Here is a 23,070-nt window from a genome sequence, read left to right on the forward strand (position 1 = left end):
CCTGACGTCATACGTTCTGCGGGTCGGGACCCCCGTTCCGTATGACGTCCCGGCCCGTCCGGGCGGTCAGTCGTACCGCGCCTCGACGCACCAGGTGCCGTCGCTGACCCGCAGCAGCCACGCGCTGCCGTCGACGCCGACCACCTGGAACCGCGCCGCCCGCACCGCCTGGTCGGCGTCCCACCAGCGCTCGTCGACCGGCCACGGCCCGGCCCATGCGGCGACAGGCTGCAGTCCCTGCGCCGGTCGACCCTCCACGCCGAACCGTGCCGGCGCCGCCGTCACCATCCCCCGCGCGCTCACCGTGACCTGCTGGCCCGAGGCCCCGACCACCTGCGCCGGGCGCGGCGGGTCGTACACGGTCGCCGGAGCCGGAGCGGGCAGGCTGCCCGGCCACGGCGGGCTCGCCGACCGGTCAGCCGTGAGCGGGTCACCCCAGGGCACCAGCGTCTGCCGGTCCGCTGGGCCCCGTCCGCCCCCGACCACCGCCGACAGCACCGCCTCCCGGCCGAGCATGCTCTGCACCTTTGAGGCAGCCCGGTGGACCCGCGCGTCGGCGCCGCTCCCCCACAGGCCCTCGGCATGGTCGGTGACCGGGGCGACGTCGGCGGGGACGAACCTCACCGCGCTCACCGGTGCGGCCACTGCCGACACGGCCCCTGCCTGCAGCTGCCAGCGCACCCGGTCGACGAGATCGCCGGCGTCGAACCATCGCGGGTGCAGCCATTGCCGCTCGGAGGTCTCACCGCGTTCGGTGTGCACCTCGATCCAGACGCTGGTGCACACCATCTGCCGCGCGGCGACCGCGGACACGAACGTCTCGGCCGTACGACGCACGCTGAAGGCGACCGCCTCCGCGTCCTCGAGCGGCGGCTCGAACGTCACCTCGCGCTCCAGGTCCGAGGGCGGGCGCCGCCCCGCGAAGGGACGGTCGTCTACCCCCCGGGCGAGCCGGTGGGCGAGCGTCCCGTCGTCGCCGAAGCGGGTGCGCACGTCGGTCTGCGGCAGCGCCGCGAACGCGCCGAGCGTGCGCAGCCCGAGACGCTGCAGCAGACTCACCAGGTCGGGCCGGTCGAGCACCCCCACCGGCAGGTCGCGCAGGAACGCGCCCGCCTCCCCCGGCGGGACGACCACGCTGCCTTGCGGGAGCGCCTGCCGCGCAGCCTGCTCGGCGGCGAACACCGCGTCGGCGACGCCGAACCGCACGTCGTCGACACCGAGCTCGACGAGCCGCTCCGCCAGCACCGCCGCCGCGTGCTCCTCGCCGCCGAAGTAGCGACCCGGCCCCGTCACCCGTACGGCGCACGTCCCCGGGCGCAGCGGCTGCACACCCGGCGCGATCTCCTCCACGGCGGCCAGTACCGGCTCGAAGGCACGGACGTCCAGGCCGGGGTCGTAGTCGAGCGTCACGAGCTCGGGACAGCGGGCCTGCGCGTCACGCATCCGCTGACCGCGCCGCACCCCGTCGGCACGGGCCGAGGCGGAGCACGCCCTCACCTCGCCGTGCTCGAACAACGCGATCGGCGCACCACGGGGCAGGTCGACACCTGCCCCGGTGTGCGTCACCGCCCGCACTGGCCAGTCCGGGCACCACAGCACGAGAGTGCGCGACATCAGCTCGCCACCTCGAGTCGGCCGGGACGACGCCAGGTGTCGTCCGCCGGGAGCGTGACGACGGGGACGTCCGGCAGGGCCGCAGCGTCCAGCCACAGCTGCGTCCGGTGGGGGCGACCCCAGCGTCCGGTCGCCGAGACGGTGACGCGGCGACGCCGCAGGTGGCCGTGGCCACCGCCCATGCCCGTCCAGCTGCTCTCGCTGACCTCCAGCCGGCCCTGCGGACGCGGCCACGCCCCCGGCCCCGTCGCGAGCACGACGAGGGTGGTCTGGTGCTGACGGAGCCTGGCCGCGACCCGCTGCGCCTCGCCATCCCGTACGGCCGTGGGCGGGCGCAGGAGGATCGCGTCGGTCACGTCGACCAGCGCCCCGACGACGTGGGGCCAGTGCTCACCGGGGGTCGGGACGAGGATCGTCCGCTCCAGCGCCACCCCGAGCGCGGCGGCCGCCTCGGCTCCCAGCTCAGGGACACCGACGACCGCGCACCACGCCCCGGCGGTCGAGGGCCCCGCCAGGAGCGCGGTGGAGAGGCTGAGCGACGCGCTCACCTCGTACGTCGCCCCGCGGAGCACACCGCCAGGGACGACCTGGCTCAGCGCAGGCAGCGTGGGCAAGCGATCGCGTACGGGCGCCGTGCCCTCCATCGCGCGGACCCGCGCGGCGAGCTGGTCGAGAACTGCTGCACCCGTCACTCCTCCATGTTCGAACACATGTTCGAAGGAGTCAAACGGGCGTCCACCTCGGGAGCTAGCCTCTCCCGTGCGAGGTACGGCTCTGGCGCGACAGCGAGTCGACCATCACCGCGAGCACGAGCACCGCACCGGTGACCATGAACCGCAGCGACGAGCTCAGGTTGAGCAGGATCAGGCCGCTCGAGATCGACTGGATCACAAGGATGCCCAGCAGGGCCGAGAACGCCGACCCACGCCCGCCGAACAGGCTCGTGCCGCCGATCACCGCGGCGGCGATCGCATTGAGGTTGACGTCGCCGGTGCCGCTGCTCTGCGAGGCGGCGGCGATCCGGCCCGCCGCCAGCAGGCCGCCGACTGCGGCCAGCGTCGAGCAGATCACGAACACCGACGTGTAGATCCGGCGCACGTTGATGCCAGCACGCCGGGCCGCCTCGACGCTGCCGCCGACGGCGAAGACGTGCCGGCCCCAGCTGGTGCGAGTGAGGGCGTAGTGCATCACCAGGACCAGCGAGACAAAGAACACGAACATCCAGCCGACGCCGCGCGACTGGTTGAGATACCAGACGGCGAAGAGCAGAGCGACCAGCAGAACACCGGCCTGGACCGCCATCACCTGGACCGACTTCGCGACCAGCCCGCGCCGGTGCCGCTCGCGGGCCAGCAGCCACTGGGAGACGAGGAATCCGCCGCACGCCACGACGACGAGCACGTACGACAGCCAGGCCGGCACGAACGACAGCTGACCGAACTGCACCAGCCACGAGTCGTACGGGAGGTTGATCGTGCCCGACGGACCGAGCACGAACAGCTGGAGTCCGAGGAACCCGAGCAGGCCGCCGAGCGTGATGACGAACGACGGGACGCCGAACCGGTTGAAGACCTGGCCATAGACCCAGCCGATTGCGACACCGACCGCCACCGCACCGACCACGGCGAAGACGAGAGGCCAGCCCTCCTTCACGAACAGGGTCGCAAAGACGGCCGCCGCCAGTCCGCTCACCGAACCGACCGAAAGGTCGATCTGACCGACCAGCAGCACGCAGACGATGCCGAGCGAGATGACCCCGACCGCCGCGGACTGCAGAAGCAGGTTCACCAGGTTGGCCGAGGACAGGAAGTTGGAGTTCAGCGACTGGAAGATCACCGCAATGATGAGCAGCCCGGCGAGCACCGGGAAGGCTCCGAGGTCACCGCTGCGGATGCGGCCCCACGTGCCGGTGAGGAGTCCGCGCAGATCCTGCTGCTCGCGGACGGCTTCATCCTCGAGCTCGCGTGCGATGGTTGTCGCGCTAGGTTCGTTCACGCTGCTCACTCCTGCACGTCGTGGTTCGAAGGGGTCGAGGTCGACGCGGCGGCGATCCGGCGAGAGGCCGCGTTGTCGGTGGCGCCGGTGATCGCAGCGACGATGTCCTCCTGGGACACGTCGGCGACGGCGAACGTGCCGTTGTTGCGACCGAGCCGCAGCACCGAGACCCGGTCTGCCACGGCACGCACGTCGGCCATGTTGTGGCTGATCATGATGACCGCCAGGCCGTTCTCGCGGAGTCGCTCGACGAGGTTGAGGACCTCCGCGGTCTGCTCGACGCCGAGCGCGGCGGTCGGCTCGTCGAGGATGATCAGCTTGGGGTCGCGCAGCAGGGACCGCGCGATCGCGACGGTCTGGCGCTGACCGCCCGACAAGGATGCGATCGGGATGCGGACCGACGGGATCTTCGCCGACAGCTGCCGCAGCAGCTCCCAGGACCGGACCTCCATCTCGACCTCGTTGAGACGGGGGCCGCGGATCTCGCTGCCGAGGAAGAGGTTGCTGACGACGTCGAGGTTGTCGCAGAGGGCGAGGTCCTGGAAGACCGTCGCGATCCCGAGGTTGAGGGCGGCGTCCGGGCCGGGGATGGACACCTCGTCACCGAGGAACTCGATCGTCCCGGAGTCGGGAGCGTGCACGCCGGCGAGCGTCTTGACGAGTGTCGACTTGCCGGCACCGTTGTCGCCGACGAGCGCGAGCACCTCACCGGCCGACACCTCGAGGTCGACGTCGGTGAGAGCCGCCACCGCACCGAAGCTCTTGGACACACCCCGGAGCTGGATCACCGGTCGTGAAGACATCTGAGGTCCCTTCCTCTTCTCGTCCTGCGGGTTCATCTCAACCGCCACGGCTCGGCCTCCACGAGAGCGTGGAGGCCGAGCCATGAGGGTGCTACTTGATCGTCAGCTTCGCGCACGCCGCCGCGTACTCGGCCGTGCAGATCTGCTCCGCGGTGTAGATGCCGCCGTCGAAGATGACCTCCTTGACGTTCTCCTGCGTCACGACCGTCGGCTCGAACAGCTGCGACGGTGTGTCGAAGAGATCGGTCGTCGCCTTGGGCTCCTCGCCCTTCATCAGCGCGACGGCCACCTCGGCCGCGGCGTCGGCCACGGTCTTGATCGGCTTGGAGATCGTGTTGAACTGGTCGCCGGCGATGACGCGCTGGATCGCGGCCACCTCGGCGTCGTTGCCGGTCACCGGAGGCAGCGGCGTGAGGCCGGCCGCCTTGAGCGCGGCGATGCTGCCGCTGGCGGTGCCGTCGTTGGCGGCGACGACGCCGGCGATCTGGTCGCGGTACTTCGTGATCTGGCCGCTCACCCAGTCCTGAGCCTTCTGGGGATCCCAGTCAGGGGTGTCGAAGGACGCGAGCACCTTGGTGTCGCCGACGCCTTCCTCGGCGCCCTGCTTGATGAGCCCCGCCGCGCGGTCGGTCGGCGATCCGTTGACCATCAGGACACCACCGGTCGCGCCGGTGCTCTTGAGGTGCTCGACCAGCGACTCGGCGATCGAGCGGCCGATGGCCTCGTTGTCGAACGAGACATAGAAGTCGGCCGGCACGTCGGTGACCGGGCGGTCGTACGTGACGATCGGGATCTCGGCGCCCTGCGCCTGCGTCACCATCGACGCCGCGGCCTTGGAGTCGACGGGGTCGAGCACGATGACCTTCACGCCCTGGGCGATCATCGACTCGACCTGCTGCTGCTGCTTCGCGGGGTCGGAGTCCGCGTTCTGGTAGAGGACCTCGCAGTCGGCGCAGAGCTCGGCGACCTTCTCCTTGAACAGCGGCGAGTCCTGCTCCTCGTAGCGGGTCGACGCGCGGTCCGGCATGAGGAAGGCGATCTGGCCGCCCGCGTCGCCGCCGCCGGAGCCGCCGTCGTCGTCGGACCCGCAGGCCGTGAGGCCCAGGGCCGCGAGAACCGCGGCGCCGCTCAGTGCGGCGATCCGCACGGGAAAGTTCTTCATGGAAGCTCCTTCGAGTCGCCGACCTGATCGGCCTCGTCCGTGGATGATGGAGAGGGCTGTGATGGCTCTCACATCAGTGGCCGGGATCGTAACATCACGTACGTTATACCTGTCAATAATCGTGATAAGTCACGACCCCGGCGTCGAACGAGGAGAAGCGATGACCGAGCAGAAGACGTCCCGCCCGTCACGGACGCAGCGGCAGCGTCAGATCATCGACACCGTCCTGACGTCGGGGTTCGCGAGCATCAGCCAGCTCGTGGAGATGACAGGCGTGAGCATCATGACGGTCCATCGCGATGTGGACGACCTGGCGTCCCGGGGCCTGGTCAGGAAGCTCCACGGAGGCGTCTCAGCGCTGCCGACGAGCGTCTTCGAGTCGAGCTCGGACTTCCGCCTGCAGCGCAACGCCGAGGCCAAGGCGGCGCTGGCCCGGACGGCCATGGAGTTCGTCGAGCCAGGGATGTCGGTCCTCCTCGACGACTCCACCACCGTGCTCGCCCTCGCAGGCCTGCTCCCCCAGTCCGCGCCGCTGACCGTCCTGACGAACTACCGCCTGGCCATAGAGACGCTGCGCGAGGAGCCGGACGTCCAGCTCATCGCGATCGGCGGCCAGTACTCCCGCACGCACGACTCCTTCATCGGCCCTCCGAGCGACACGGGCCTGGACGCGTACGCCGTCGACATCGTGTTCCAGTCGACGTCGACGGTCGACGAGACCACCGCATACCACCAGGAGCAGGACGTCGTGGTGATGAAGCGGGTGATGCTGCGGGCGGGAGCCCGCAAGGTGCTCATGATCGACGGCACGAAGACGGGGCGTACGAGCCTCCACCGGTTCGTGGCGCTCTCGGAGTTCACCGACGTCATCGTCACCGACGACGCCTCGCCGGCCGTCCTGCAGGCCATGCGTGACCAGACCCGCGTGCACATCGCCGCGATTGGCTGACGGCCGCCCCGCCGGGGCTACGACAACGTCACTATCAGTTTGAGATCTTTAACAGCCAACATGTTATGGTGCGCGACGTACGTCACAAGAGCTCCGGGGTGCCGGAGAAGGAGAAGCCGATGACACGCATCCTCGCTGCCGGAGACCACTTCGTCCTCCCCGAGATGTTCGCGGAGGCGATCGCAGCCCGGGTCGACGGTGACGTGGAGGTCACGCCCCTCGCGCTCCCGTGGCCGATCGAGCCCTTCGGGCCTGTCGACGGTGTGATCGAGGCCAGCGGCACGGCGGCGGACGTGATCGCCGCACTCGGCGACGCCGAGATCGCGGTGACGCAGATGGGGCCCTTCACGGCGGAGGTCTTCCGCGCGTGCCCCGACCTCCGGTTCGTCGGCGTGTGCCGCGGAGGCCCGGTGAACGTCGACCTCGCGGCGGCGACCGAGGCAGGCGTTGTCGTCTCCTTCGCACCCGGACGCAACGCGCCCGCCGCGGCGGAGTTCGCCGTCGGGATGATCCTCGCCGCGATGCGGCGTCTCACCAGTGCCGACGCCGAGCTCCACGACGGCATCTGGCGCGGCGACTACTACACCTACGACAACGCTGGCACCGAGCTCGGCGACTCGACGGTCGGGCTGGTCGGCTTCGGCGCGATCAGCCGCATCGTCGCCCGGATCCTCCGCGCGTTCGGCGCCGACGTCCTCGCGTACGACCCCTATGTGGACGCCGCCGACAGCGAAGGCGTCGAGCTGGTCGCGCTCGACGACCTGATGCGCCGGTCCGATGTCGTCAGCCTCCACGCCCGTCTCACCGAGGAGACGCGTCACCTGATCGACCGCCGGCGCCTCGAGCTGCTCCCCCACGGCGCGGTGCTCGTCAACACCGCCCGCGGCGGACTGCTCGACTACGCGCCGCTGCCCGAGATGCTCGAGTCCGGGCGCCTCGGCGCGCTGGCGCTCGACGTGTACGACATCGAGCCCCCGCCGGCCGACTGGCCGCTGCTCAGCAGCCCACGCGTCGTGCTGTCGCCGCACCTGGCCGGGGCGACCCGTCAGACCGCGTTGCGCGCGGCTGCGATCACGGCCGACGAGACCGCCCGCTTCCTTCGTGGTGAGCCGTGCCTGCACGTCGCCAACCCCGAGGTGCTCGAGCGGCTGGAGAGCGGGCGCTCGTGATCGTCGGGGTCGACGTCGGGACCACCGTCACCAAGGCCGCGCTGATCGGCCCGGACGGGCGCGCCGTACGCTCGGCCGCTGCCCCCTCCCACCTCGTACGCCGCGGTGTCGAGGTGGAGCAGGATCTCGAAGACGTCCTGCGGACGGTCGCCGCGGTCGTTCGCGAGGTCTGCACCGGCCTCGACGTCGCCGTGGAGGCGATCGCCCTCACCGGACAGGGGGACGGGCTGTGGCTGCGCGACGCGGACGGCCACGCCGTACGCCCGCCGATCTCGTGGCAGGACGGGCGCGCGTCGTCGATGGTCGAGCAGTGGCGTGCCGACGGCGACCCGAGCGGCGTCATGGCGCAGGTGTTCGCGCTCACCGGCTCCGGGCTCTTCCCCGGATCGCACGCGGCACTGCTGGCGTACCTCGACACCCACGAGCCCGAGTCGCTGCGGCGGGCCGCGGTCGCGGGCTACTGCATCGACGCCGTCCTCCAACGCCTCACCGGGACGATCTCGGTCGACGCCTCCGACGCCTCGCTGCCCTTCCTCGACGTCCGCAGCCGGACCTACGTGGATGACGCGCTCGTGCTGTGCGGCGTCGGGCAGTGGCGCCACCTCCTCGCCGAGCCCGCTCCCCCACAGACCGTGTTCGCGCTCGATGGCCACGGCGCTGCCCTCCTCGGCCTCCCCGTCGGCACCCCGGTCACCGCCGGCCCGTACGACCTCCAGGCCTGCGGCTTCGGCTCGGGCACCGTTGCCGAGCACGACGCGACAATGGTCGTCGGCACCACGCTCGCGTGCCAGGTGTTGACGACCGACGCGAAAGTACGGCCGGGGGACGACCCCGCCGGCATGTGGCTCTGCACGCCTGACCCGGCGACGTACCTGCACGTCATGCCGTCCATGGTCGGCACCGCGGGGGTCGACTGGGCGTTGCGCACGCTCGGCCTCGAGGTCACCGCGCTCGACGGCCTGCTCGACGGCAGCTCGCCCGGCGCCGGCGGCGTGCGCGCCCTCCCCTACCTGTCCGGCGCCGGCGAGCGTGCGCCCTTCGTCGACCCTCGGGCGCGCGGACGGCTCGACGGCATGACGCTGTCGACGACGCCGGCCGATCTCGTCCGCGCCGTGTGCGAGTCCGTCGCGTACGCCGCACGGCACTGCTTCGACCGGCTGGGGCTCTCCGGCGAGGTCGCTGCGTGCGGCGGTGGTACGCGGTCGCAGGCCTGGCTGCAGATCTTCGCCGACGTCCTCGGCACCGACGTCCACGTCCCCCGCGAACCCCTCGTCGGCGCCCGAGGTGCCGCGCTCGTCGCCTGGGAGGCGCTCGGCGTCGAGGTCGACATCGAGGCGTGGCGCGCCGACCGCGACGTGGTCAGGCCCTCGGCCGCGGCCGAGCAGTACGACGCCGGCTACCGCCGCTACCTCGACGACCTCACCGCCGCACGCGGATCCTGGGGCACCGGAGCGACGGCGTGACCGGGCCGCTGTGGGTCGGACTCGACCTGGGGACGCAGAGTGCGAAGGCGGTGGCCGTCGACGAGACCGGCACCGTGCACGCGTCTGCGCAGGCCCCGATCACCGGGACGCGTGACGGCGTCCGGCACGAGCAGCAGGTCGCCGACTGGGTCTCCGCCGCCCGTACGGTGCTCGGCCACCTCGCGCGCGACCTCGGGACCGCGGTCGACCAGATCGCCGGCGTCGCCCTCGACGGCACGTCCGGCACGCTCGCCGTGCTCGATTCGACGGGCCGCGCGACCGGGCCGGGGATCATGTACGACGACGGCCGCGCCGCTGCCCTCGCCGACGAGGTCGTCGCAGCCGGCCAGACGCTGTGGACCCGGCTCGGCTACCGCATGCAGCCCTCCTGGGCTCTCCCCAAGATCGTGTGGCTCGCCCGCCAGGGTCTGCCGCCCGGGGCGCGGATCGTCTACCAGACCGACGCGGTGATCTCCGCCATGACGGGGACGCCGGTCGCGACCGACTGGAGCAACGCCCTCAAGAGCGGCTTTGACCTGCTCTCCCTGGAGTGGCCCGCCGACGTCCTCACCCGCCTCGGTGTCGACCCCGACGTGCTCCCTGACGTGGTCACTCCCGGCAGCGTGCTGGGTGTCACCTCCGCAGCGTGGGCCGAGCAGACCGGCATCCCCGCCGCGACGCCCGTGGTCGCCGGCACGACCGACGGCTGCGCGGCACAGCTCGGCGCGGGCGCGCTCGCGATCGGCGACTGGCACAGCGTGATCGGGACGACGCTGGTCCTCAAGGGGGCGAGCGCGAGCCCCGTGCACGACGCGGCCGGCGCGGTCTACTCGCACCGCGGCCCCGAGCCCGGCACGTGGTTGCCAGGCGGTGCCTCGAGCATCGGCGCGGGCGCCCTGTCGACGTTGCTCACGGCCGCTCCGAGCACGCACGAGGCTGAGGCGCGCCGACTTTGGGACAGCGGCGCGGCGTTCCCCCTCGTCTATCCGCTGACCGGCACCGGCGAACGCTTCCCGTTCGTCCGCCCCGACGCTGCCGGGTTCGCGATCGTCGACGCCCGGGTCAGGCCGCTGTCCGCTCTCGCCGGCGTCGACGAGGCCGCGGTCTTCCTCGGGACGATGGTCGGGGTCGCGTCGGTCGAGCGGCTGTGCTTCGACATCCTCGACCAGCGCGGGGCCCAGACGGACGGACGCCTGAGCACCTCCGGCGGCGGGAGCCGCAGTCCGCTCTGGAACGCCCTGCGCGCAGCCGCGCTCGACCGCCCGCTCTCCCTGCTCACCTCGGCGGAGCCGGCCACAGGGATGGCCGTCCTCGCCCGTTGGGGTGTCGGAGGAGGAGGAGAATCGCTCAGCGCCGTCGCTCGCGCCACCAACCCGGTTGCAGCCGTCGTCGAACCGCGCGTCGAGGATGTGCACAGGATGGACGAGGCCTACGCGACGTTGACAGGTGTGTTCGAGGCGAAGGGATGGTTGACGTGACCGAGCTGGTGCTCGTACGGCACGGCGAGACGATGTGGCACGCCGAGAACCGGTACGCAGGGGTCTCTGACGTCGGGCTCACCGCCCGCGGCTCGGCGCAGGCGGACCACCTCGGCCGCTGGGCCGCTGCCCACCCCGTCGATGCCGTCGTCTCGTCGACCCTGTCCCGCGCACGGCTCACCGCGCAACCGGCGGCCGACACCCTCGGTGTGCCGCTGCAGACCGACCCGCGGCTGCGCGAGGTCGACTTCGGTGCAGGTGAAGGGCTGACCCGTACGGAGATGGCCGAGCGCTTCCCCGAGGCGCTGGCGGCTTTCCTCGCCGCACCTGCCCGGCACCCGCTGCCATCCGGCGAGGCCGGCACCGCCGCGATCAACCGGGCGCGCCCCGCGCTCGACGCCCTCGTCACGGACCATCCGGACGGCAAGGTCCTCGTGGTCATGCACTCCACGCTCCTGCGGCTCGTCCTCTGCGACCTGCTGGGGATCGACCCTGACCGCTACCGCACGGTGATGCCCTCGGTGACCAACGGCGCGCTCACGACGTTGCGCACCGATGGCACCTCGTACGCGCTGCTCGGGTTCAACGTCCCTGTCTGACGCCGCGTGAACGACGACGCCGCCGTGTCCCTCGCGAGAGACACGGCGGCGTCGTCGTTCACTGCTGCGGTCAGGCCGAGGTCAGCAGGTCCCGGCCGGGGATCGCGTCGAGCAGCTTGCGCGTGTACTGCTCGCGCGGGCTGTCGAACACCTCAGTCACGCTGGCCGCCTCGACGACCTTGCCGTCCTGCATCACCAGGACGTCGTCGGCGATCTGGCGGACCACTGCGAGGTCGTGGGTAATGAAGAGGTAGCTCAGGCCCATCTCCGCCTGAAGCTGGTTGAGCAGCTCCAGGATCTGGGCCTGCACCAGCACGTCGAGAGCGGAGACCGCCTCGTCAAGCACGACGACCTCCGGCTCGAGCGCCAGCGCACGCGCGATCGCGACACGCTGCCGCTGTCCGCCGGACAGCTCGTTGGGGTAGCGGCTCATCACCGAGGTCGGCAGCGACACCTTCTCGAGCAGGTCGCGGACCTTCGCCTCGCGCTCCTGCGACGAGCCGATCCCGTGTGTGGCCAGCGGCTCCTCGATGGACTTGAAGATGGTGTACATCGGGTCGAGGGAGGCGTACGGGTTCTGGAAGACCGGCTGCATCTGGCGCCGCAGCGCCATCAGGCGCTTGCCCTTCAGCTGCGCGGTGTCGTACCCGTCGAACGTGACGGTGCCCTCTGTCAGCTCGAGCAGGCCGAGCACCATCCGCGCCACCGTCGACTTGCCCGAGCCGGACTCGCCCACGATCGCGGTGGTGGTGCCCCGACGCAGCCGGAAGCTGACGTCGTCGACGGCGCGAAGCTCGGTCTTGCGCCACGGACGGTCGCCCGGGAGCATGAACACCTTCGTGAGGTTCTCGACGACGATGATGTCGTCCTCACCCTTGCCGACCACGCCCTCGGCGGTGGCGATCTCGGCCGCGATCTCGCCAGCCGTCTGCAGTGCCTGCTGGCGCACCTCCTCGCGTGCCTCGACGGAGCTCAGCCGCTGCGAAGCGATCGACGGCGCCGACGACACGAGACGACGCGTGTACGGGTGCTCGGGATTCTTGAGGATCTCCAACGCCGGGCCGGACTCCACGACGCGGCCCCTGTACATGACGACGATGTGGTCGGCACGCTCTGCCGCCAGACCGAGGTCGTGCGTGATCAGCAGCACCGCGGTGCCGAGCTCGTCGGTCAGGCCGTCGAGGTGGTCCAGGATCTGCTTCTGGACGGTCACGTCGAGCGCAGAGGTCGGCTCGTCGGCGATGAGAAGCTTCGGACGTGCGGCCAGACCCATCGCGATCAGCGCCCGCTGACGCATGCCGCCGGAGAACTCGTGCGGGTACTGGCGGGCCCGCCGCTCCACGTCGTTGAGACCCGCCTCGGCGAGCAGCTCGTGCACGCGTCGGTCGGCGTCCTTGCCCTTGGCGACGTCGTTGGCGATCAGGGCTTCCTTGATCTGCGTCCCGACCCGCCAGAGCGGGTTGAGGTTCGACATCGGGTCCTGAGGAACGAGACCGATCTGGTCGCCGCGCAGGGCCTGGAAGTCCTTCTTGCCCGAGTGCGCGATTTCCTTGCCGTCGAACAGGATCTCGCCGCCGGTGACCTTGCCGGTGCCCGGGAGCAGACCGATGATCGCGTGCGCGGTGGTCGACTTGCCCGAGCCCGACTCACCGACGATGGCGACGGTCTGGCCTGGGTAGACGGTCAGGTTGGCACCCTGCACTGCAGGGACGGCCTTCTTGTCGGAGAAGAAGGCGACGTCGAGGTCGCGGACCTCGAGGAGGGGCTGCTGACTCATCGCTTCTTCGCCTTCGGGTCGAGGGCATCACGGACGGCGTCACCGAGCAGGATGAAGCTCAGCACGGTGAGCGCGAGCGCGGCAGCCGGGACGAACATGACGCCGAGCCGGGTGCCGGAGCGGACGAGCCGCTGGGCCTCTGCGATGTCATTGCCCCAGGAGACCACCGAGAACGGCAGGCCCAGCCCGAGGAACGACAGCGTCGCCTCGGCGACGATGAAGATGCCGAGTGACACGGTCGCGGTCACGATCACTGGGGAGATCGCGTTCGGGACGATGTGGCGCCACAGGTTGCGGGTGTTGCTCGCCCCGATCGCCCGGGCCGCATCGACGAACTCATAGTTCCTGACCTCGATGACCGAGCCACGCATGATGCGTGCGATCTGCGGCCAGCCGAACAGCGCCAGCGTGAGGACGACCGCGGAGATGCCGCCCCAGAACTGCCGCTCAGGGAACCAGTTGTTGATCGCCGAGAGGCAGACGATGGCAGCCAGGATCAGCGGGATCGCGAAGAAGATATCGCTCACGCGCGAGATGATCGCGTCGGCCCAGCTTCCCTTGAACCCGGCGATGGCACCCGTCAGGGCACCGAGCAGGACCACGAGAAGCGTGGTGAGGACGCCGACGGCGACCGAGGCGCGCGCTCCGTACAAGGTGCGGGACCACACGTCGCAGCCCTGGAAGTTGAAGCCGAACGGATGTCCGGGCTCGGCCGGGTCGAGGCTGCGGCCCGGCTCGCAGAAGCGCGGGTCGGCGTTGGTGAACAGTCCGGGGAAGGCGATGACGACGGCGAGGATGGTGAGCAGCACGGCGGACGCGATGAACATCGGGTTCTTGCGCAGCTGCTTCCAGGCCTCACCCCACTGGCTGGAGGGCGCCTCGTCGACCTGGAGGGAGTCGACCGCGGCCAGCGGTGTCTCCTCGATCGGGGCCACATAGCGCTCCTGCCCCGGGAGCGTGGGCTTAGGCATAACGGATCCTTGGGTCGAGGAAGGCGTACAGCAGGTCGACGACCAGTGCCGCCAGGACGTACACGAGGACCATGATCGTCACGACGGAGACGATCGTCGGCGTCTCGCCACGGATGACCGCCTGGTAGGCGAGGTTGCCGACGCCGGGGATGTTGAAGATGCCCTCGGTCACGATCGCACCCGCCATCAAGGCGCCGATGTCGACGCCGAGGAAGGTCACGACCGGGATCAGCGAGTTGCGGAGGACGTGGCGCCGGACGACGGTGCCTTCGGAGAGCCCTTTGGCACGAGCCGTGCGCACATGGTCGGCACTGAGGTTGCCGGCGACCGACGTTCTCGTCAGTCTCAGCACGTACGCGAAGGAGACCAGTCCGAGCACGAAGGCTGGTAGCAACAGGTTGTAGAACGACGTGTTGCTGCCGACTGTCGGTGGGAACCACTCCAGCTTGACGCCGAAGATGAGCTGAAGCACGAAGCCGAAGACGAAGATCGGGACGGCGATCACCACCAGCGAGACGACGAGCATCGTCGAGTCGAACAGCTTGCCCTTGCGGAGGCCCGCGATCGTGCCGGCGACGATGCCCAGAACGGCCTCGATCACGAGGGCCATCAGGGCGAGCTTGATGGTGACCGGGAAGGCGTCGGCCACGAGATCGATGACCGGGCGACCAGTGAACGACTGTCCGAAGTCACCGGTGACGGCGCCCTTGAGGAAGAGGAACCACTGGACGAGGAACGGCTCGTCGAGGTTGTACTGCTCCCTGACCTGGTTCATCGTGGCTTCGGAGACGGGCTTGTCACCGAACAGTGCACGGACCGGGTCGCCTGGGCGAAGGAAGACGAGCGCGTAGATGAGCAGCGTCGACCCGAGGATCACGGGGATCGTCTGCAAGATTCGCCGCGCGGCATACCACCACATCAGTGGCCTCCTACGGGATGGGCTCTCCTACGAGGAGAGATATGGTTTCAGGGGCCCGTCGGCGCCGGTAGGCACCGGGAGCCCGCGCACGGCCACGCGGGGGGCAGCTGGTGAGCCGACCCCCGCGTGCCCCGCATGCGGTGGTGTGGGACCTACTACTTCGTGATGTTCTGGTAGACCGGCACGTTCTGCCAGTTGAACTTCACGTTCTTGACACCCTTGGCAGCAGCGCCAGTGGCGTCGGTGTACCACATCGACAGACCCGGCAGGTCCTCCATGAGGATGGCCTGCGCGTCGACGAACGCCTTGTAGCGATCCTCGTCGGTCTCAGCGCCCGCCGCCTTAGCGATCAGGGCGTCGAACTCCGGGTTGGAGTAGCCGGCGTCGTTCGAGGCCGCCCCGGTGCCATAGATCGGGCCGAGGTAGTTCGAGATCGACGGGTAGTCCGGCTGCCAACCGGCGCGGAACAGGGCCCCGGTCTTGTTGTTGTCACGGTCGTCGAGGAACTCGTCGAACGTGGCGTAGTACTTCGGCTCGGCCTTGATGCCCAGGGTGTTCTTGATCTGGTTGGCCATCGCGTCGATCGACGCCTTGTTGCCGGCACCATCAGTGTTGGAGGCGATCAGCAGCTTCTTGTCGCCCCACGGCTCGATGGCCTCAGCCTCGGCCCAGCGCTTCTTGGCCTCGTCGGCGTTGAACTCGAGAACCTCGTTGCCGGGGATCTCGTCGGTCCAGCCCGGCATCGGCGGCGCGCTGAAGTCGAGCGCCGGGGTGCGGGTGCCGAAGAACAGCTTCTCGGTGAGCTCCTCGCGGTTCAGTGCCATCGAGACGGCCTGACGGCGGAGCTTGCCGGCCTCACCGGTGAAACCGGGGAGGTCGACCGGGAACTGGAACGAACCGTTGACCGAGCCCGGCGCGGTGACGGCCTGGACCGTGTCGTCGTCGCCGAAGGTCTGCAGCGCGCTGTCCGGGACGGTGTCCAGGACGTCGAGGTTGCCGGCCTGCAGGTCGGTGTAAGCAGCCTCAGTGTCGGTGTAGACCACGAAGGTCACGCCACCGTTCTGAGCCTTGCGGAGACCGTCGTACTCCTCGTTCGGGACGAGACGGAGCTCCTTGTTGTGCTCCCAGGCCTCGAGCTTGTACGGGCCGTTGGCGATCGGGTTCTCACCGTAGGCCTTCATGTCGGCGTAGGCCGACTCAGGCAGCGGATAGTAGGCCGAGTAGCCGAGGCGCAGCGGGAAGTCCGACTCCGCCTGGTTGAGCTCGATGGTGAAGGTCTTGTCGTCGACGACCTTCAGACCCGACATCGTCTTGACGGTCGGGTTCTCCTCCTGAACAGCCTCGTAACCCGCAATCGGGTAGTAGAAGTAGGAGGCGTTCTGCGCGTTCGTGCTCAGGGCGCCGTAGTTCCAGGCGTCAACGAAGGAGGTCGCGGTGACGGGGGTGCCGTCGCTGAACTTCCAGTCCTTGAGCTTGACGGTCCAGAGCTTGTTGTCGTCGGAGGTGATCGACTCCGCGACCTCCATCTCCTGCGAGCCGTCTTCCTTGTAGGTGATCAGGCCTGCATAGAGCATGTCGATGACGTTGCCGCCGCCGACCTCGTTGGTGGCCTGCGGAACCAGCGGGTTCTGAGGCTCGGTCGTACGAGCGGTGATGACGGACGTGGTCGAATCGCTCGACTCGTCGTCATCTCCCCCGCCGCCGCCGCACGCGGACACCGTAAGTCCGATCGCAGCGAGCAGCGCCACGCCTCCGAGGCGAGTACGCCGGGAGAGTCGCATTGGAATCCTCCTGAATGTGTTGGGAACGCGCAGAAAAACTTCCGCACACCCATGGTTACTCCGGATCATCAACCAGAACAGGTCAGGGGCCGGACACTTACCGAAGTGTTACAACCACCAGGCCCCCTGATCGTGACAGCATTTTTATCAGACCAGCCAAAAGCGCCCTTCGAGGGGCCCGTCCGGGGACGCGTGGGGCACGCTCGTTGCGCCACGTCGAGGCGCACGCAAGACCGCCACGCCTCGCTGCTGCGGGACGTGGCGGCCTGCGTGTGTCGTACGACGTAAGGGGGTCAGCCCTTGCGCTTGTTGATCTCGTCGGTCGCCTGCGGCAGGACCTCCTTGAGGTCGCCGACGACGCCGAAGTCGACCAGCTCGAAGATGGGCGCCTCCTCGTCCTTGTTGACGGCGACGATCGTCTTGGAGGTCTGCATGCCGGCGCGGTGCTGGATCGCACCGGAGATGCCGTTGGCGACGTACAGCTGCGGCGAGACCGTCTTGCCGGTCTGACCGACCTGGAAGCTGTGCGGGTACCAGCCGGAGTCGACCGCGGCACGCGAGGCGCCAACGGCCGCACCGAGGGAGTCGGCGAACGCCTCGACCTGCGAGAAGTCACCGCCGGTGCCACGACCGCCGGAGACGACGATCGCGGCCTCGGTCAGCTCCGGGCGGCCGGTGGCCTCGCGGGGCTTGGAGTCGGTGATCTTGGCCGCCTTGGCCGCATCGGAGACCGTCACCGAGACGGGCTCGAGCGCGCCGGCCGCCGGGGACTCTTCCGGGGTGGCAGAGTTGGGCTTGACGGTCACGATCGGGGTGCCCTTGGTGATGGTCGCCTCGACGGTGAAGTTGCCGGCGAAGACCGACTGCGTCGTCTCGACACCCTCGCCACCAGCACGCACGTCGACGACGTCGGTGAGCAGCCCTGAGCCGGTCTTGATCGCCAGACGACCGGCGATCTCCTTGCCCTCGGCCGAGCTGCCGATCAGCACCGCACCAGGCTGCTTGTCGGCGACGAGCTGGGCCAGCGCCTCCGCCTTGGGAACGACCAGGTACTCGGTCAGCTCCGGTGCGTCCAGCACGTACACCTTCTCGGCGCCGTACTGCGCCAGGTACGCCTGAGCGGCGTCGGCACCGGAGCCGATGAACACCGCCGACGGGGTGCCGAGGCGGCGGGCGAGCGTCAGGAGCTCGCCGGTGGTCTTGCGAACTGCACCGTCGACGTGGTCGACGAGAACGAGAATCTCACTCATCTGTGGCTGCTCCTCACACGAACTTCTTCGAGGCGAGGAACGCGGCGAGCTTGACGCCACCGTCTCCCTCGTCGGTGACGATCTCGCCGGCGCTGCGCGGCGGACGCGGTGCGAAGGACAGCACCTTCGTCCCGGCCGCATCCAGGCCGACCTCGGACGGGTCGATGCCCAGGTCGGACAGCGTCAGGTCCTCGACCGGCTTCTTCTTGGCCGCCATGATGCCCTTGAACGACGGGTAGCGCGGCTCACCGGACTGGTCGGTGACCGACACGACCGCAGGCGCGGTGGCGGTGATCGTCTCGGTCGCGACGTCGCCGTCACGGCGCACGGTCACGGTCGAGCCGTCCACGGTGATCTGCGAGCCATAAGTGACCGCAGGCAGACCCAGACGCTCAGCGACCATGGTCGGGACGACACCCATCGTGCCGTCGGTCGAGCTCATGCCGAAGAAGACGAGGTCGTACTCCAACGTGCCCAGCGCCTTGGCCAGGACCAGCGACGTCGCGACGGCATCAGAGCCGGCGATGTCGTCGTCCTCGACGTGGACACCCTTGTCAGCGCCCATCTGCAGCGCCTTGCGGACCGCGTCGGCAGCATCGGCGGGGCCGACGGTCAGCACCGTCACCTCGCCATCGCTCTCCTCTGCAGCAAGCAGAGCCTGCTCGACGGCGTACTCGTCGAGCTCCGACAGCAGACCGTCGACGCCTTCGCGATCCACGGTGTTGTCCGACGAGTCAAAGGACCGGTCCGCCGTAGCGTCCGGTACGTACTTCACACAGACGACGATGTTCATGGCCTTCTCGGCCCCTCCTGTGGAGTCGACTTCGTACACGGCGCTCGCACGGGACGCGCGTCGCGGCAGCCGTGGGCGACTGCGGTGCGGAGCCGTGAGACGTCTCCACAACCCTGATGTTACCGACAGGTAACCATCTTGACGAGGTCGTCACGGGTGGCATGGGTCACACGGCGAACCGCACACCCACGGCGCTCCCACGTCGGTGGCTCTTTACGCCGAGGGCCTTTTGAGAGGTCGAGCGCGTGACACGCTGCGACACTGAACCACATGACCGAGCCTAGGGCACGCCTGCGGACGCTCACCATCCTGGTCGGGTCTGCGGCGTTCGTGGTGATCGTCGCCGGCGTGATGAGCATCAACGGGATCGTCGGCCCGACCTTCCTCGCGATCTGTCTCACGGTCACGGTGCACCCGCTCCGCCACGTCTTCGACCGGATGGGCATGCCGTCCTGGACCGGCACGGTCGCCTGCGTCGTCGCCGTCTACGCGATCCTCCTGCTGCTCGCGGGGTCGCTGGTGCTCGCCGGTGCGCGGTTCGGCCAGCTCCTCACCGCGTACGAGGACGAGTTCCAGCGATGGCTCGTCGACGTCAAGAGCCTGCTCAACGACTGGGGCGTCCAGCAGAGCGACCTCGACCAGATCTTCAAACACCTCGACATCCGCTCGCTCGCCCCGTACGTCGCCGAGGTCGTCTCCAGCGCCACCACGGTCACCGGCAACCTGCTCCTCATCTTGATCCTGCTGCTCTTCATGGCGCTGGACGGCTCGGTGATCCCCCGGCTTGCGCGCCGGGTCCCCGAGCGTCACCGCGCCACCGTCGACGCGCTCGCCGACTTCGCGACGGGCACGCGCCGCTATTTCGTGGTCGCGACCGTGTTCGGGCTCGTCGTCGCGGTGGCTGACGTGATCCTGCTGTACGCGCTCGGTGTCCCGGAGCCGTGGCTGTGGGGCGTGCTCTCGCTCATCACCGGCTACATCCCCAACATCGGGTTCATCCTGGGCCTGATCCCGCCCGCCATGCTCGCGCTGTTCGACTCCGGATGGCAGACGGCAGTGTGGGTGATCGTCGGCTACTGCGTCATCAACTTCGTGATCCAGTCGGTCTTCCAGCCCAAGATCGTCGGCAACTCCGTCGGCCTCTCGGCGACAGTGAGCATGCTGTCGCTGATCTTCTGGACGCTGGTCCTCGGGGCGTGGGGGGCGATCCTGGCCATCCCGGCCACGCTGCTCGTCAAGAAGCTCCTCGTCGACAGCGATCCCGACGCCCGCTGGATATCGCCCATCATCGCCGGCCGGGAACCGGTACCGTGACGGCCACCCCGAGCGAGGAGGCACGATGTCCTACCAGCAACCGCCCGCAGGTCAGCCCGAGCCCGGCACCCCGAGCGGCTTGTCCGTCGACGCGGGCAAGCTGTGGGCCGGAGGGGTCGCGACAGCCGTGGTCGCCGCGCTCGCCGCTGCCGTCGGCCTGCTCGTCTGCCGCGGCGTGTTCGACATCGCCGTGCTGGTGCCGAGCGGCGGCGGTCGCTGGGACGTCACCTCGACACTGCCGTACGCGTTCCTCGCCGCCGGTGCCGCGCTCCTCGCCACGGGCCTCATGCACCTGCTGCTCCTGACGACCCCGCGTCCGCGCCTCTTCTTCGGCTGGATCGTGGCGCTGATCGCCGTGATCATCGGCGTCCTCCCGTTCACGGTCGATATCCCGCTCGAGGAGCAGGTCGCCAGCGCCGCGGTGGGGGTCCTCATCACGGTCATCATCGGCTCGCTGGTCTCTGGCACCGCCCAGCGCGCGGTCCGCAACGCCCCGCGCGCCTGAGGTCGCACCGCGGCCGTACGCTGCGGGCGTGAGTAGCAAGGGCGCAGGCGGCGACGACACGAAGCCGCAGATGGTGATCACCGGCGAGCGGACGGTGCCCGGCATCTGGCACGAGAACTACTGGTTCCGCCGGCACGAGGTCGTGTACGAGGCGCTGCGCGACGTCGTCCGCGGTCGCGCGGCGCTCGAGGCCGGGTGCGGCGAGGGGTACGGGGCGGACCTGCTGAGCCACGTGGCGGGATCGCTCGTCGCGCTCGACTACGACGCGTACGCGACCGGCCACGTCCGCGCCGCGTACCCGCAGGTCCCGGTCGTCCGCGGCAACCTCGTCGCCCTCCCGTACGCTGACGCGTCGTTCGACGTCGTGGTCAGCCTGCAGACGATCGAGCACCTCTGGGACCAGGACGCGTTCGTCGCCGAGTGCGTCCGCGTGCTGCGGCCGGGCGGCACGCTGGTCGTCAGCACGCCCAACACGCTCACGTTCCCGCCGGGGAACATCTACCACCCCAAGGAGCTCGAGCCCGACGAGCTGCGTGACCTCGTCGCCGCCCACGCACGCGTCGAGTCGCTGGCCGGACTGCACCACGGTCCGCGGCTCGCGGCCTGGGAGGACACGAACGGCTCGCTCGTCGACGCGCAGATCGCGGGGCCGTACGACCAGTGGCCCGCGGCGGTCGCGCAGCTCGTACGGTCGGTGTCGACAGGCGACTTCGTCCTGCGGACGGGCGACGACGCCGACCTCGCCGCGTCGCTCGACCTCGTGGTCACCGCTCAGGTCTGACTGCGCTGCTCTAACCGCGCTGCTCTGGGCAGATCTGCCGCCGGCTGATCGGCTGGATCCTGGTGGACGCGCCGCGCCACGGTGGAGGCATGGCACACGACACCGCACCCCACCTCTTCGACACGGTCAGTCGTCAACAGCTGCTCGGCCGGCGGATCCTCGTGCTCGACGGCGTCCTCGACGACGACAACGGCACCCTCCTCACCACCCAGCTCCTGTCCTTGGCCGCCGACGACCCCGGCGCCGACATCGCGCTGTGGATCCACTCCCCCGGCGGCTCGGTGCCGTCGATGCTCGCGCTGCGTGATGTCGTACGGCTCATCCCCTGCGACGTGTCGACGCTCGCCCTCGGCCTCGCCTGCAGCGCCGGGCAGTTCCTGCTGTCGGCCGGGACGCCCGGCAAGCGGTACGCCCTCCCCCACGCACGGATCCTCATGCATCAGGGTTCGGCGGGGATCGGCGGCAGCGCGGTCGAGATCGAGGTCCAGGCCGACGACCTCCGCCACACCCGCGACACCGTGCTCGGCTTGATCGCCGCAGACACAGGCCAGCCGTTCGAGCGGATCTTCGAGGACTCGCTGCACGACCGCTGGTACACCGCCGTCGAGGCGCAGGCGTACGGGTTCGTCGACCACGTCGTCAGCGCGTTCGACGACGTGATGCCGAAGCGGCGCCGCGGCGTGGGGATCGGGGCGGCCCAGATGGGAGGCGTGCGATGAGCACGTACACGATCCCGAACGTCATCGCGAACCATCCGCGTGGTGAGCGCGTCATGGACGTCTACTCGCACCTGCTCACCGAGCGCATCGTCTATCTCGGGACGGCCATCGACGCCGGCGTCGCCAACGCGCTGATCGCCCAGCTGCTGCACCTCGAGGCGGACAACCCCGATGGCGAGATCAACCTCTACGTCAACTGCGAGGGCGGCGATGAGACAGCGATGCTCGCGATCTACGACACGATGCAGCACGTCCGCTCGCCCGTCGCGACGTTCTGTGTGGGTCAGGCGATCGCCGCCGGCGCGGTCCTCGTCGCCGGTGGCGAGCCGGGCCGTCGGGCGGCGCTGCCCCACGCGCGGTTCGTGCTGCACCAGCCCGCGGCGCGGGGTCAGGGGACGATCCCCGACCTGATCCTCCAGGCGGACGAGGTGGTGCGGGTGCGCAACGAGATGGAGGCGATCTTGTCGACCCATACCGGCCAGAGCGTCGACACGTTGCGGCACGACACGGACCGCGACCGGGTGTTCTCCGCTGCGGCGGCACGGGCGTACGGGCTCGTCGACGCGGTCATGGCGCCGCGAGCGGTGCTCGGCGGCGAGGTGCGGTGACGCCGCGGCGTCAGACGGCGAGGGCGAGCGGCCCGCGCGGAACCGACGTCGACGCCGTACGGCGCAGCTCGCCGCTGACGTGCTCGGTCAGGTCGAGCAGGGTCAGGTCGAGAGCGCCCGAGACCGCGGCGAGGATCTCGCTCGACGGCTCCTTGCGGCCGCGCTCGACCTCCGACAGGTACTGAGGGGAGATGCCGGCCACGGCGGCGGTGTCCGCGAGGCGCTGGCCACGGGCCAGGCGTGCCTCTCGCAGGCGCCGTCCGACGACCTCGCGCCACAGCGGCTCGGGCTCGGGCGGCGCGAGCGGCGCGGCGCGCCGAGGGCCGAGGCGTACGACGTCTCCCATGGCCCGAGGCTAGGCCACGCCACCCGGCCGTCGCCAGGCATTCTGCTCTCGGCAGAGCGGCTCCCGTCCGACGG

22 protein-coding genes are annotated in these 23,070 nt (G+C 69.9%); 10 read left to right on the plus strand and 12 right to left on the minus strand.

Features of this window, described 5'->3' with window-relative positions:
* Positions 1–66: 66 nt before the first annotated feature.
* The 5 genes from H4N58_RS13360 to H4N58_RS13380 all read right to left on the minus strand — a co-directional run bounded on the left by H4N58_RS13360 (position 67) and on the right by H4N58_RS13380 (position 5,574).
* Positions 67–1,614 carry a DNA polymerase Y family protein gene (locus H4N58_RS13360; protein ID WP_167003825.1) on the minus strand — a complete coding sequence of 516 codons (1,548 nt, stop codon included), beginning with the start codon at positions 1,612–1,614 and terminating at the stop codon, positions 67–69.
* Complete coding sequence (locus H4N58_RS13365) at positions 1,614–2,306, minus strand: hypothetical protein (RefSeq protein WP_167003827.1); 693 nt, start codon at positions 2,304–2,306, stop codon at positions 1,614–1,616. Before H4N58_RS13365 ends, H4N58_RS13360 begins: the two co-directional genes overlap by 1 nt.
* Before the next feature lie 55 nt (positions 2,307–2,361).
* Positions 2,362–3,609 (minus strand): sugar ABC transporter permease, encoded by a 1,248-nt coding sequence (locus H4N58_RS13370; RefSeq protein WP_167003828.1) that lies wholly within the window; start codon positions 3,607–3,609, stop codon positions 2,362–2,364.
* Between the two features lie 5 nt (positions 3,610–3,614).
* On the minus strand, positions 3,615–4,412 hold the full coding sequence (locus tag H4N58_RS13375; protein WP_167003830.1) for an ATP-binding cassette domain-containing protein: 798 nt from the start codon (positions 4,410–4,412) through the stop codon (positions 3,615–3,617).
* Between the two features lie 91 nt (positions 4,413–4,503).
* Positions 4,504–5,574: a substrate-binding domain-containing protein gene (locus H4N58_RS13380; protein ID WP_167250287.1), complete on the minus strand. Its 1,071-nt coding sequence runs from the start codon at positions 5,572–5,574 to the stop codon at positions 4,504–4,506.
* 160 nt (positions 5,575–5,734) lie between these two features.
* Between H4N58_RS13380 and H4N58_RS13385 the strand changes: the two genes are divergently transcribed.
* The 5 genes from H4N58_RS13385 to H4N58_RS13405 all read left to right on the plus strand — a co-directional run bounded on the left by H4N58_RS13385 (position 5,735) and on the right by H4N58_RS13405 (position 11,232).
* Positions 5,735–6,523 (plus strand): DeoR/GlpR family DNA-binding transcription regulator, encoded by a 789-nt coding sequence (locus H4N58_RS13385; RefSeq protein WP_167250285.1) that lies wholly within the window; start codon positions 5,735–5,737, stop codon positions 6,521–6,523.
* 119 nt (positions 6,524–6,642) lie between these two features.
* Positions 6,643–7,692 (plus strand): 2-hydroxyacid dehydrogenase, encoded by a 1,050-nt coding sequence (locus tag H4N58_RS13390; protein ID WP_167003836.1) that lies wholly within the window; start codon positions 6,643–6,645, stop codon positions 7,690–7,692.
* Positions 7,689–9,155 (plus strand): FGGY-family carbohydrate kinase, encoded by a 1,467-nt coding sequence (locus tag H4N58_RS13395; RefSeq protein ID WP_167250283.1) that lies wholly within the window; start codon positions 7,689–7,691, stop codon positions 9,153–9,155. Before H4N58_RS13390 ends, H4N58_RS13395 begins: the two co-directional genes overlap by 4 nt.
* A complete protein-coding gene (locus H4N58_RS13400; protein ID WP_208322367.1) occupies positions 9,152–10,633 on the plus strand; it encodes an FGGY-family carbohydrate kinase in 1,482 nt (493 codons plus the stop codon). Before H4N58_RS13395 ends, H4N58_RS13400 begins: the two co-directional genes overlap by 4 nt.
* Positions 10,621–11,232 (plus strand): histidine phosphatase family protein, encoded by a 612-nt coding sequence (locus tag H4N58_RS13405; RefSeq protein ID WP_167003840.1) that lies wholly within the window; start codon positions 10,621–10,623, stop codon positions 11,230–11,232. The genes H4N58_RS13400 and H4N58_RS13405 overlap by 13 nt, the downstream gene beginning before the upstream one ends.
* A gap of 70 nt (positions 11,233–11,302) precedes the next feature.
* On the opposite strand, the gene H4N58_RS13410 is transcribed toward H4N58_RS13405, so the two are convergent.
* The 6 genes from H4N58_RS13410 to H4N58_RS13435 all read right to left on the minus strand — a co-directional run bounded on the left by H4N58_RS13410 (position 11,303) and on the right by H4N58_RS13435 (position 18,723).
* Complete coding sequence (locus H4N58_RS13410) at positions 11,303–13,009, minus strand: ABC transporter ATP-binding protein (RefSeq protein WP_167003843.1); 1,707 nt, start codon at positions 13,007–13,009, stop codon at positions 11,303–11,305.
* Positions 13,006–13,980: an ABC transporter permease gene (locus H4N58_RS13415; RefSeq protein ID WP_167003846.1), complete on the minus strand. Its 975-nt coding sequence runs from the start codon at positions 13,978–13,980 to the stop codon at positions 13,006–13,008. Before H4N58_RS13415 ends, H4N58_RS13410 begins: the two co-directional genes overlap by 4 nt.
* Positions 13,973–14,899, minus strand: coding sequence for an ABC transporter permease (locus H4N58_RS13420; protein ID WP_167003849.1), 927 nt, complete (start codon positions 14,897–14,899; stop codon positions 13,973–13,975). Before H4N58_RS13420 ends, H4N58_RS13415 begins: the two co-directional genes overlap by 8 nt.
* Before the next feature lie 155 nt (positions 14,900–15,054).
* On the minus strand, positions 15,055–16,680 hold the full coding sequence (locus tag H4N58_RS13425; protein ID WP_167250281.1) for an ABC transporter substrate-binding protein: 1,626 nt from the start codon (positions 16,678–16,680) through the stop codon (positions 15,055–15,057).
* 293 nt (positions 16,681–16,973) lie between these two features.
* The gene (locus tag H4N58_RS13430) at positions 16,974–17,930 is read right to left on the minus strand and encodes an electron transfer flavoprotein subunit alpha/FixB family protein (RefSeq protein ID WP_167003854.1); all 957 of its coding nucleotides are present in this window, start codon (positions 17,928–17,930) and stop codon (positions 16,974–16,976) included.
* A gap of 13 nt (positions 17,931–17,943) precedes the next feature.
* On the minus strand, positions 17,944–18,723 hold the full coding sequence (locus H4N58_RS13435) for an electron transfer flavoprotein subunit beta/FixA family protein (RefSeq protein WP_167003856.1): 780 nt from the start codon (positions 18,721–18,723) through the stop codon (positions 17,944–17,946).
* A 270-nt stretch (positions 18,724–18,993) separates the two neighbouring features.
* On the opposite strand from H4N58_RS13435, the gene H4N58_RS13440 reads away from it, so the two are divergent.
* From H4N58_RS13440 to H4N58_RS13460, 5 genes are all read left to right on the plus strand, one after another.
* Positions 18,994–20,037: an AI-2E family transporter gene (locus H4N58_RS13440; RefSeq protein WP_167003859.1), complete on the plus strand. Its 1,044-nt coding sequence runs from the start codon at positions 18,994–18,996 to the stop codon at positions 20,035–20,037.
* A 25-nt stretch (positions 20,038–20,062) separates the two neighbouring features.
* Positions 20,063–20,542, plus strand: a complete 480-nt coding sequence (locus tag H4N58_RS13445; RefSeq protein WP_167003862.1) for a DUF6069 family protein — start codon at positions 20,063–20,065, stop codon at positions 20,540–20,542.
* Between the two features lie 28 nt (positions 20,543–20,570).
* A complete protein-coding gene (locus H4N58_RS13450; protein WP_243845081.1) occupies positions 20,571–21,323 on the plus strand; it encodes a methyltransferase domain-containing protein in 753 nt (250 codons plus the stop codon).
* Between the two features lie 89 nt (positions 21,324–21,412).
* Positions 21,413–22,042 carry a ClpP family protease gene (locus tag H4N58_RS13455; protein ID WP_167003864.1) on the plus strand — a complete coding sequence of 210 codons (630 nt, stop codon included), beginning with the start codon at positions 21,413–21,415 and terminating at the stop codon, positions 22,040–22,042.
* Positions 22,039–22,650, plus strand: a complete 612-nt coding sequence (locus tag H4N58_RS13460; RefSeq protein ID WP_167250279.1) for a ClpP family protease — start codon at positions 22,039–22,041, stop codon at positions 22,648–22,650. Before H4N58_RS13455 ends, H4N58_RS13460 begins: the two co-directional genes overlap by 4 nt.
* 10 nt (positions 22,651–22,660) lie before the next feature.
* On the opposite strand, the gene H4N58_RS13465 is transcribed toward H4N58_RS13460, so the two are convergent.
* The gene (locus H4N58_RS13465) at positions 22,661–22,996 is read right to left on the minus strand and encodes a helix-turn-helix transcriptional regulator (protein ID WP_167250277.1); all 336 of its coding nucleotides are present in this window, start codon (positions 22,994–22,996) and stop codon (positions 22,661–22,663) included.
* Positions 22,997–23,070: the final 74 nt, after the last annotated feature.

It is taken from the genome of Mumia sp. ZJ1417 (assembly GCF_014127285.1).
In the GTDB taxonomy this organism is placed as follows: Bacteria; Actinomycetota; Actinomycetes; order Propionibacteriales; family Nocardioidaceae; genus Mumia.

What these genes read in the sequence shown, in the direction of transcription:
- H4N58_RS13460 (WP_167250279.1), top strand. Translation starts at nt 22,039, where the DNA reads ATGAGCACGTACACGATCCCGAACGTCATCGCGAACCATCCGCGTGGT.
- H4N58_RS13410 (WP_167003843.1), bottom strand. Translation starts at nt 13,009, where the DNA reads ATGAGTCAGCAGCCCCTCCTCGAGGTCCGCGACCTCGACGTCGCCTTC.
- H4N58_RS13435 (WP_167003856.1), bottom strand. Translation starts at nt 18,723, where the DNA reads ATGAACATCGTCGTCTGTGTGAAGTACGTACCGGACGCTACGGCGGAC.
- H4N58_RS13380 (WP_167250287.1), bottom strand. Translation starts at nt 5,574, where the DNA reads ATGAAGAACTTTCCCGTGCGGATCGCCGCACTGAGCGGCGCCGCGGTT.
- H4N58_RS13415 (WP_167003846.1), bottom strand. Translation starts at nt 13,980, where the DNA reads ATGCCTAAGCCCACGCTCCCGGGGCAGGAGCGCTATGTGGCCCCGATC.
- H4N58_RS13385 (WP_167250285.1), top strand. Translation starts at nt 5,735, where the DNA reads ATGACCGAGCAGAAGACGTCCCGCCCGTCACGGACGCAGCGGCAGCGT.
- H4N58_RS13455 (WP_167003864.1), top strand. Translation starts at nt 21,413, where the DNA reads ATGGCACACGACACCGCACCCCACCTCTTCGACACGGTCAGTCGTCAA.
- H4N58_RS13440 (WP_167003859.1), top strand. Translation starts at nt 18,994, where the DNA reads ATGACCGAGCCTAGGGCACGCCTGCGGACGCTCACCATCCTGGTCGGG.
- H4N58_RS13465 (WP_167250277.1), bottom strand. Translation starts at nt 22,996, where the DNA reads ATGGGAGACGTCGTACGCCTCGGCCCTCGGCGCGCCGCGCCGCTCGCG.
- H4N58_RS13445 (WP_167003862.1), top strand. Translation starts at nt 20,063, where the DNA reads ATGTCCTACCAGCAACCGCCCGCAGGTCAGCCCGAGCCCGGCACCCCG.
- H4N58_RS13420 (WP_167003849.1), bottom strand. Translation starts at nt 14,899, where the DNA reads ATGTGGTGGTATGCCGCGCGGCGAATCTTGCAGACGATCCCCGTGATC.
- H4N58_RS13390 (WP_167003836.1), top strand. Translation starts at nt 6,643, where the DNA reads ATGACACGCATCCTCGCTGCCGGAGACCACTTCGTCCTCCCCGAGATG.
- H4N58_RS13430 (WP_167003854.1), bottom strand. Translation starts at nt 17,930, where the DNA reads ATGAGTGAGATTCTCGTTCTCGTCGACCACGTCGACGGTGCAGTTCGC.
- H4N58_RS13425 (WP_167250281.1), bottom strand. Translation starts at nt 16,680, where the DNA reads ATGCGACTCTCCCGGCGTACTCGCCTCGGAGGCGTGGCGCTGCTCGCT.
- H4N58_RS13375 (WP_167003830.1), bottom strand. Translation starts at nt 4,412, where the DNA reads ATGTCTTCACGACCGGTGATCCAGCTCCGGGGTGTGTCCAAGAGCTTC.
- H4N58_RS13405 (WP_167003840.1), top strand. Translation starts at nt 10,621, where the DNA reads ATGGTTGACGTGACCGAGCTGGTGCTCGTACGGCACGGCGAGACGATG.
- H4N58_RS13360 (WP_167003825.1), bottom strand. Translation starts at nt 1,614, where the DNA reads ATGTCGCGCACTCTCGTGCTGTGGTGCCCGGACTGGCCAGTGCGGGCG.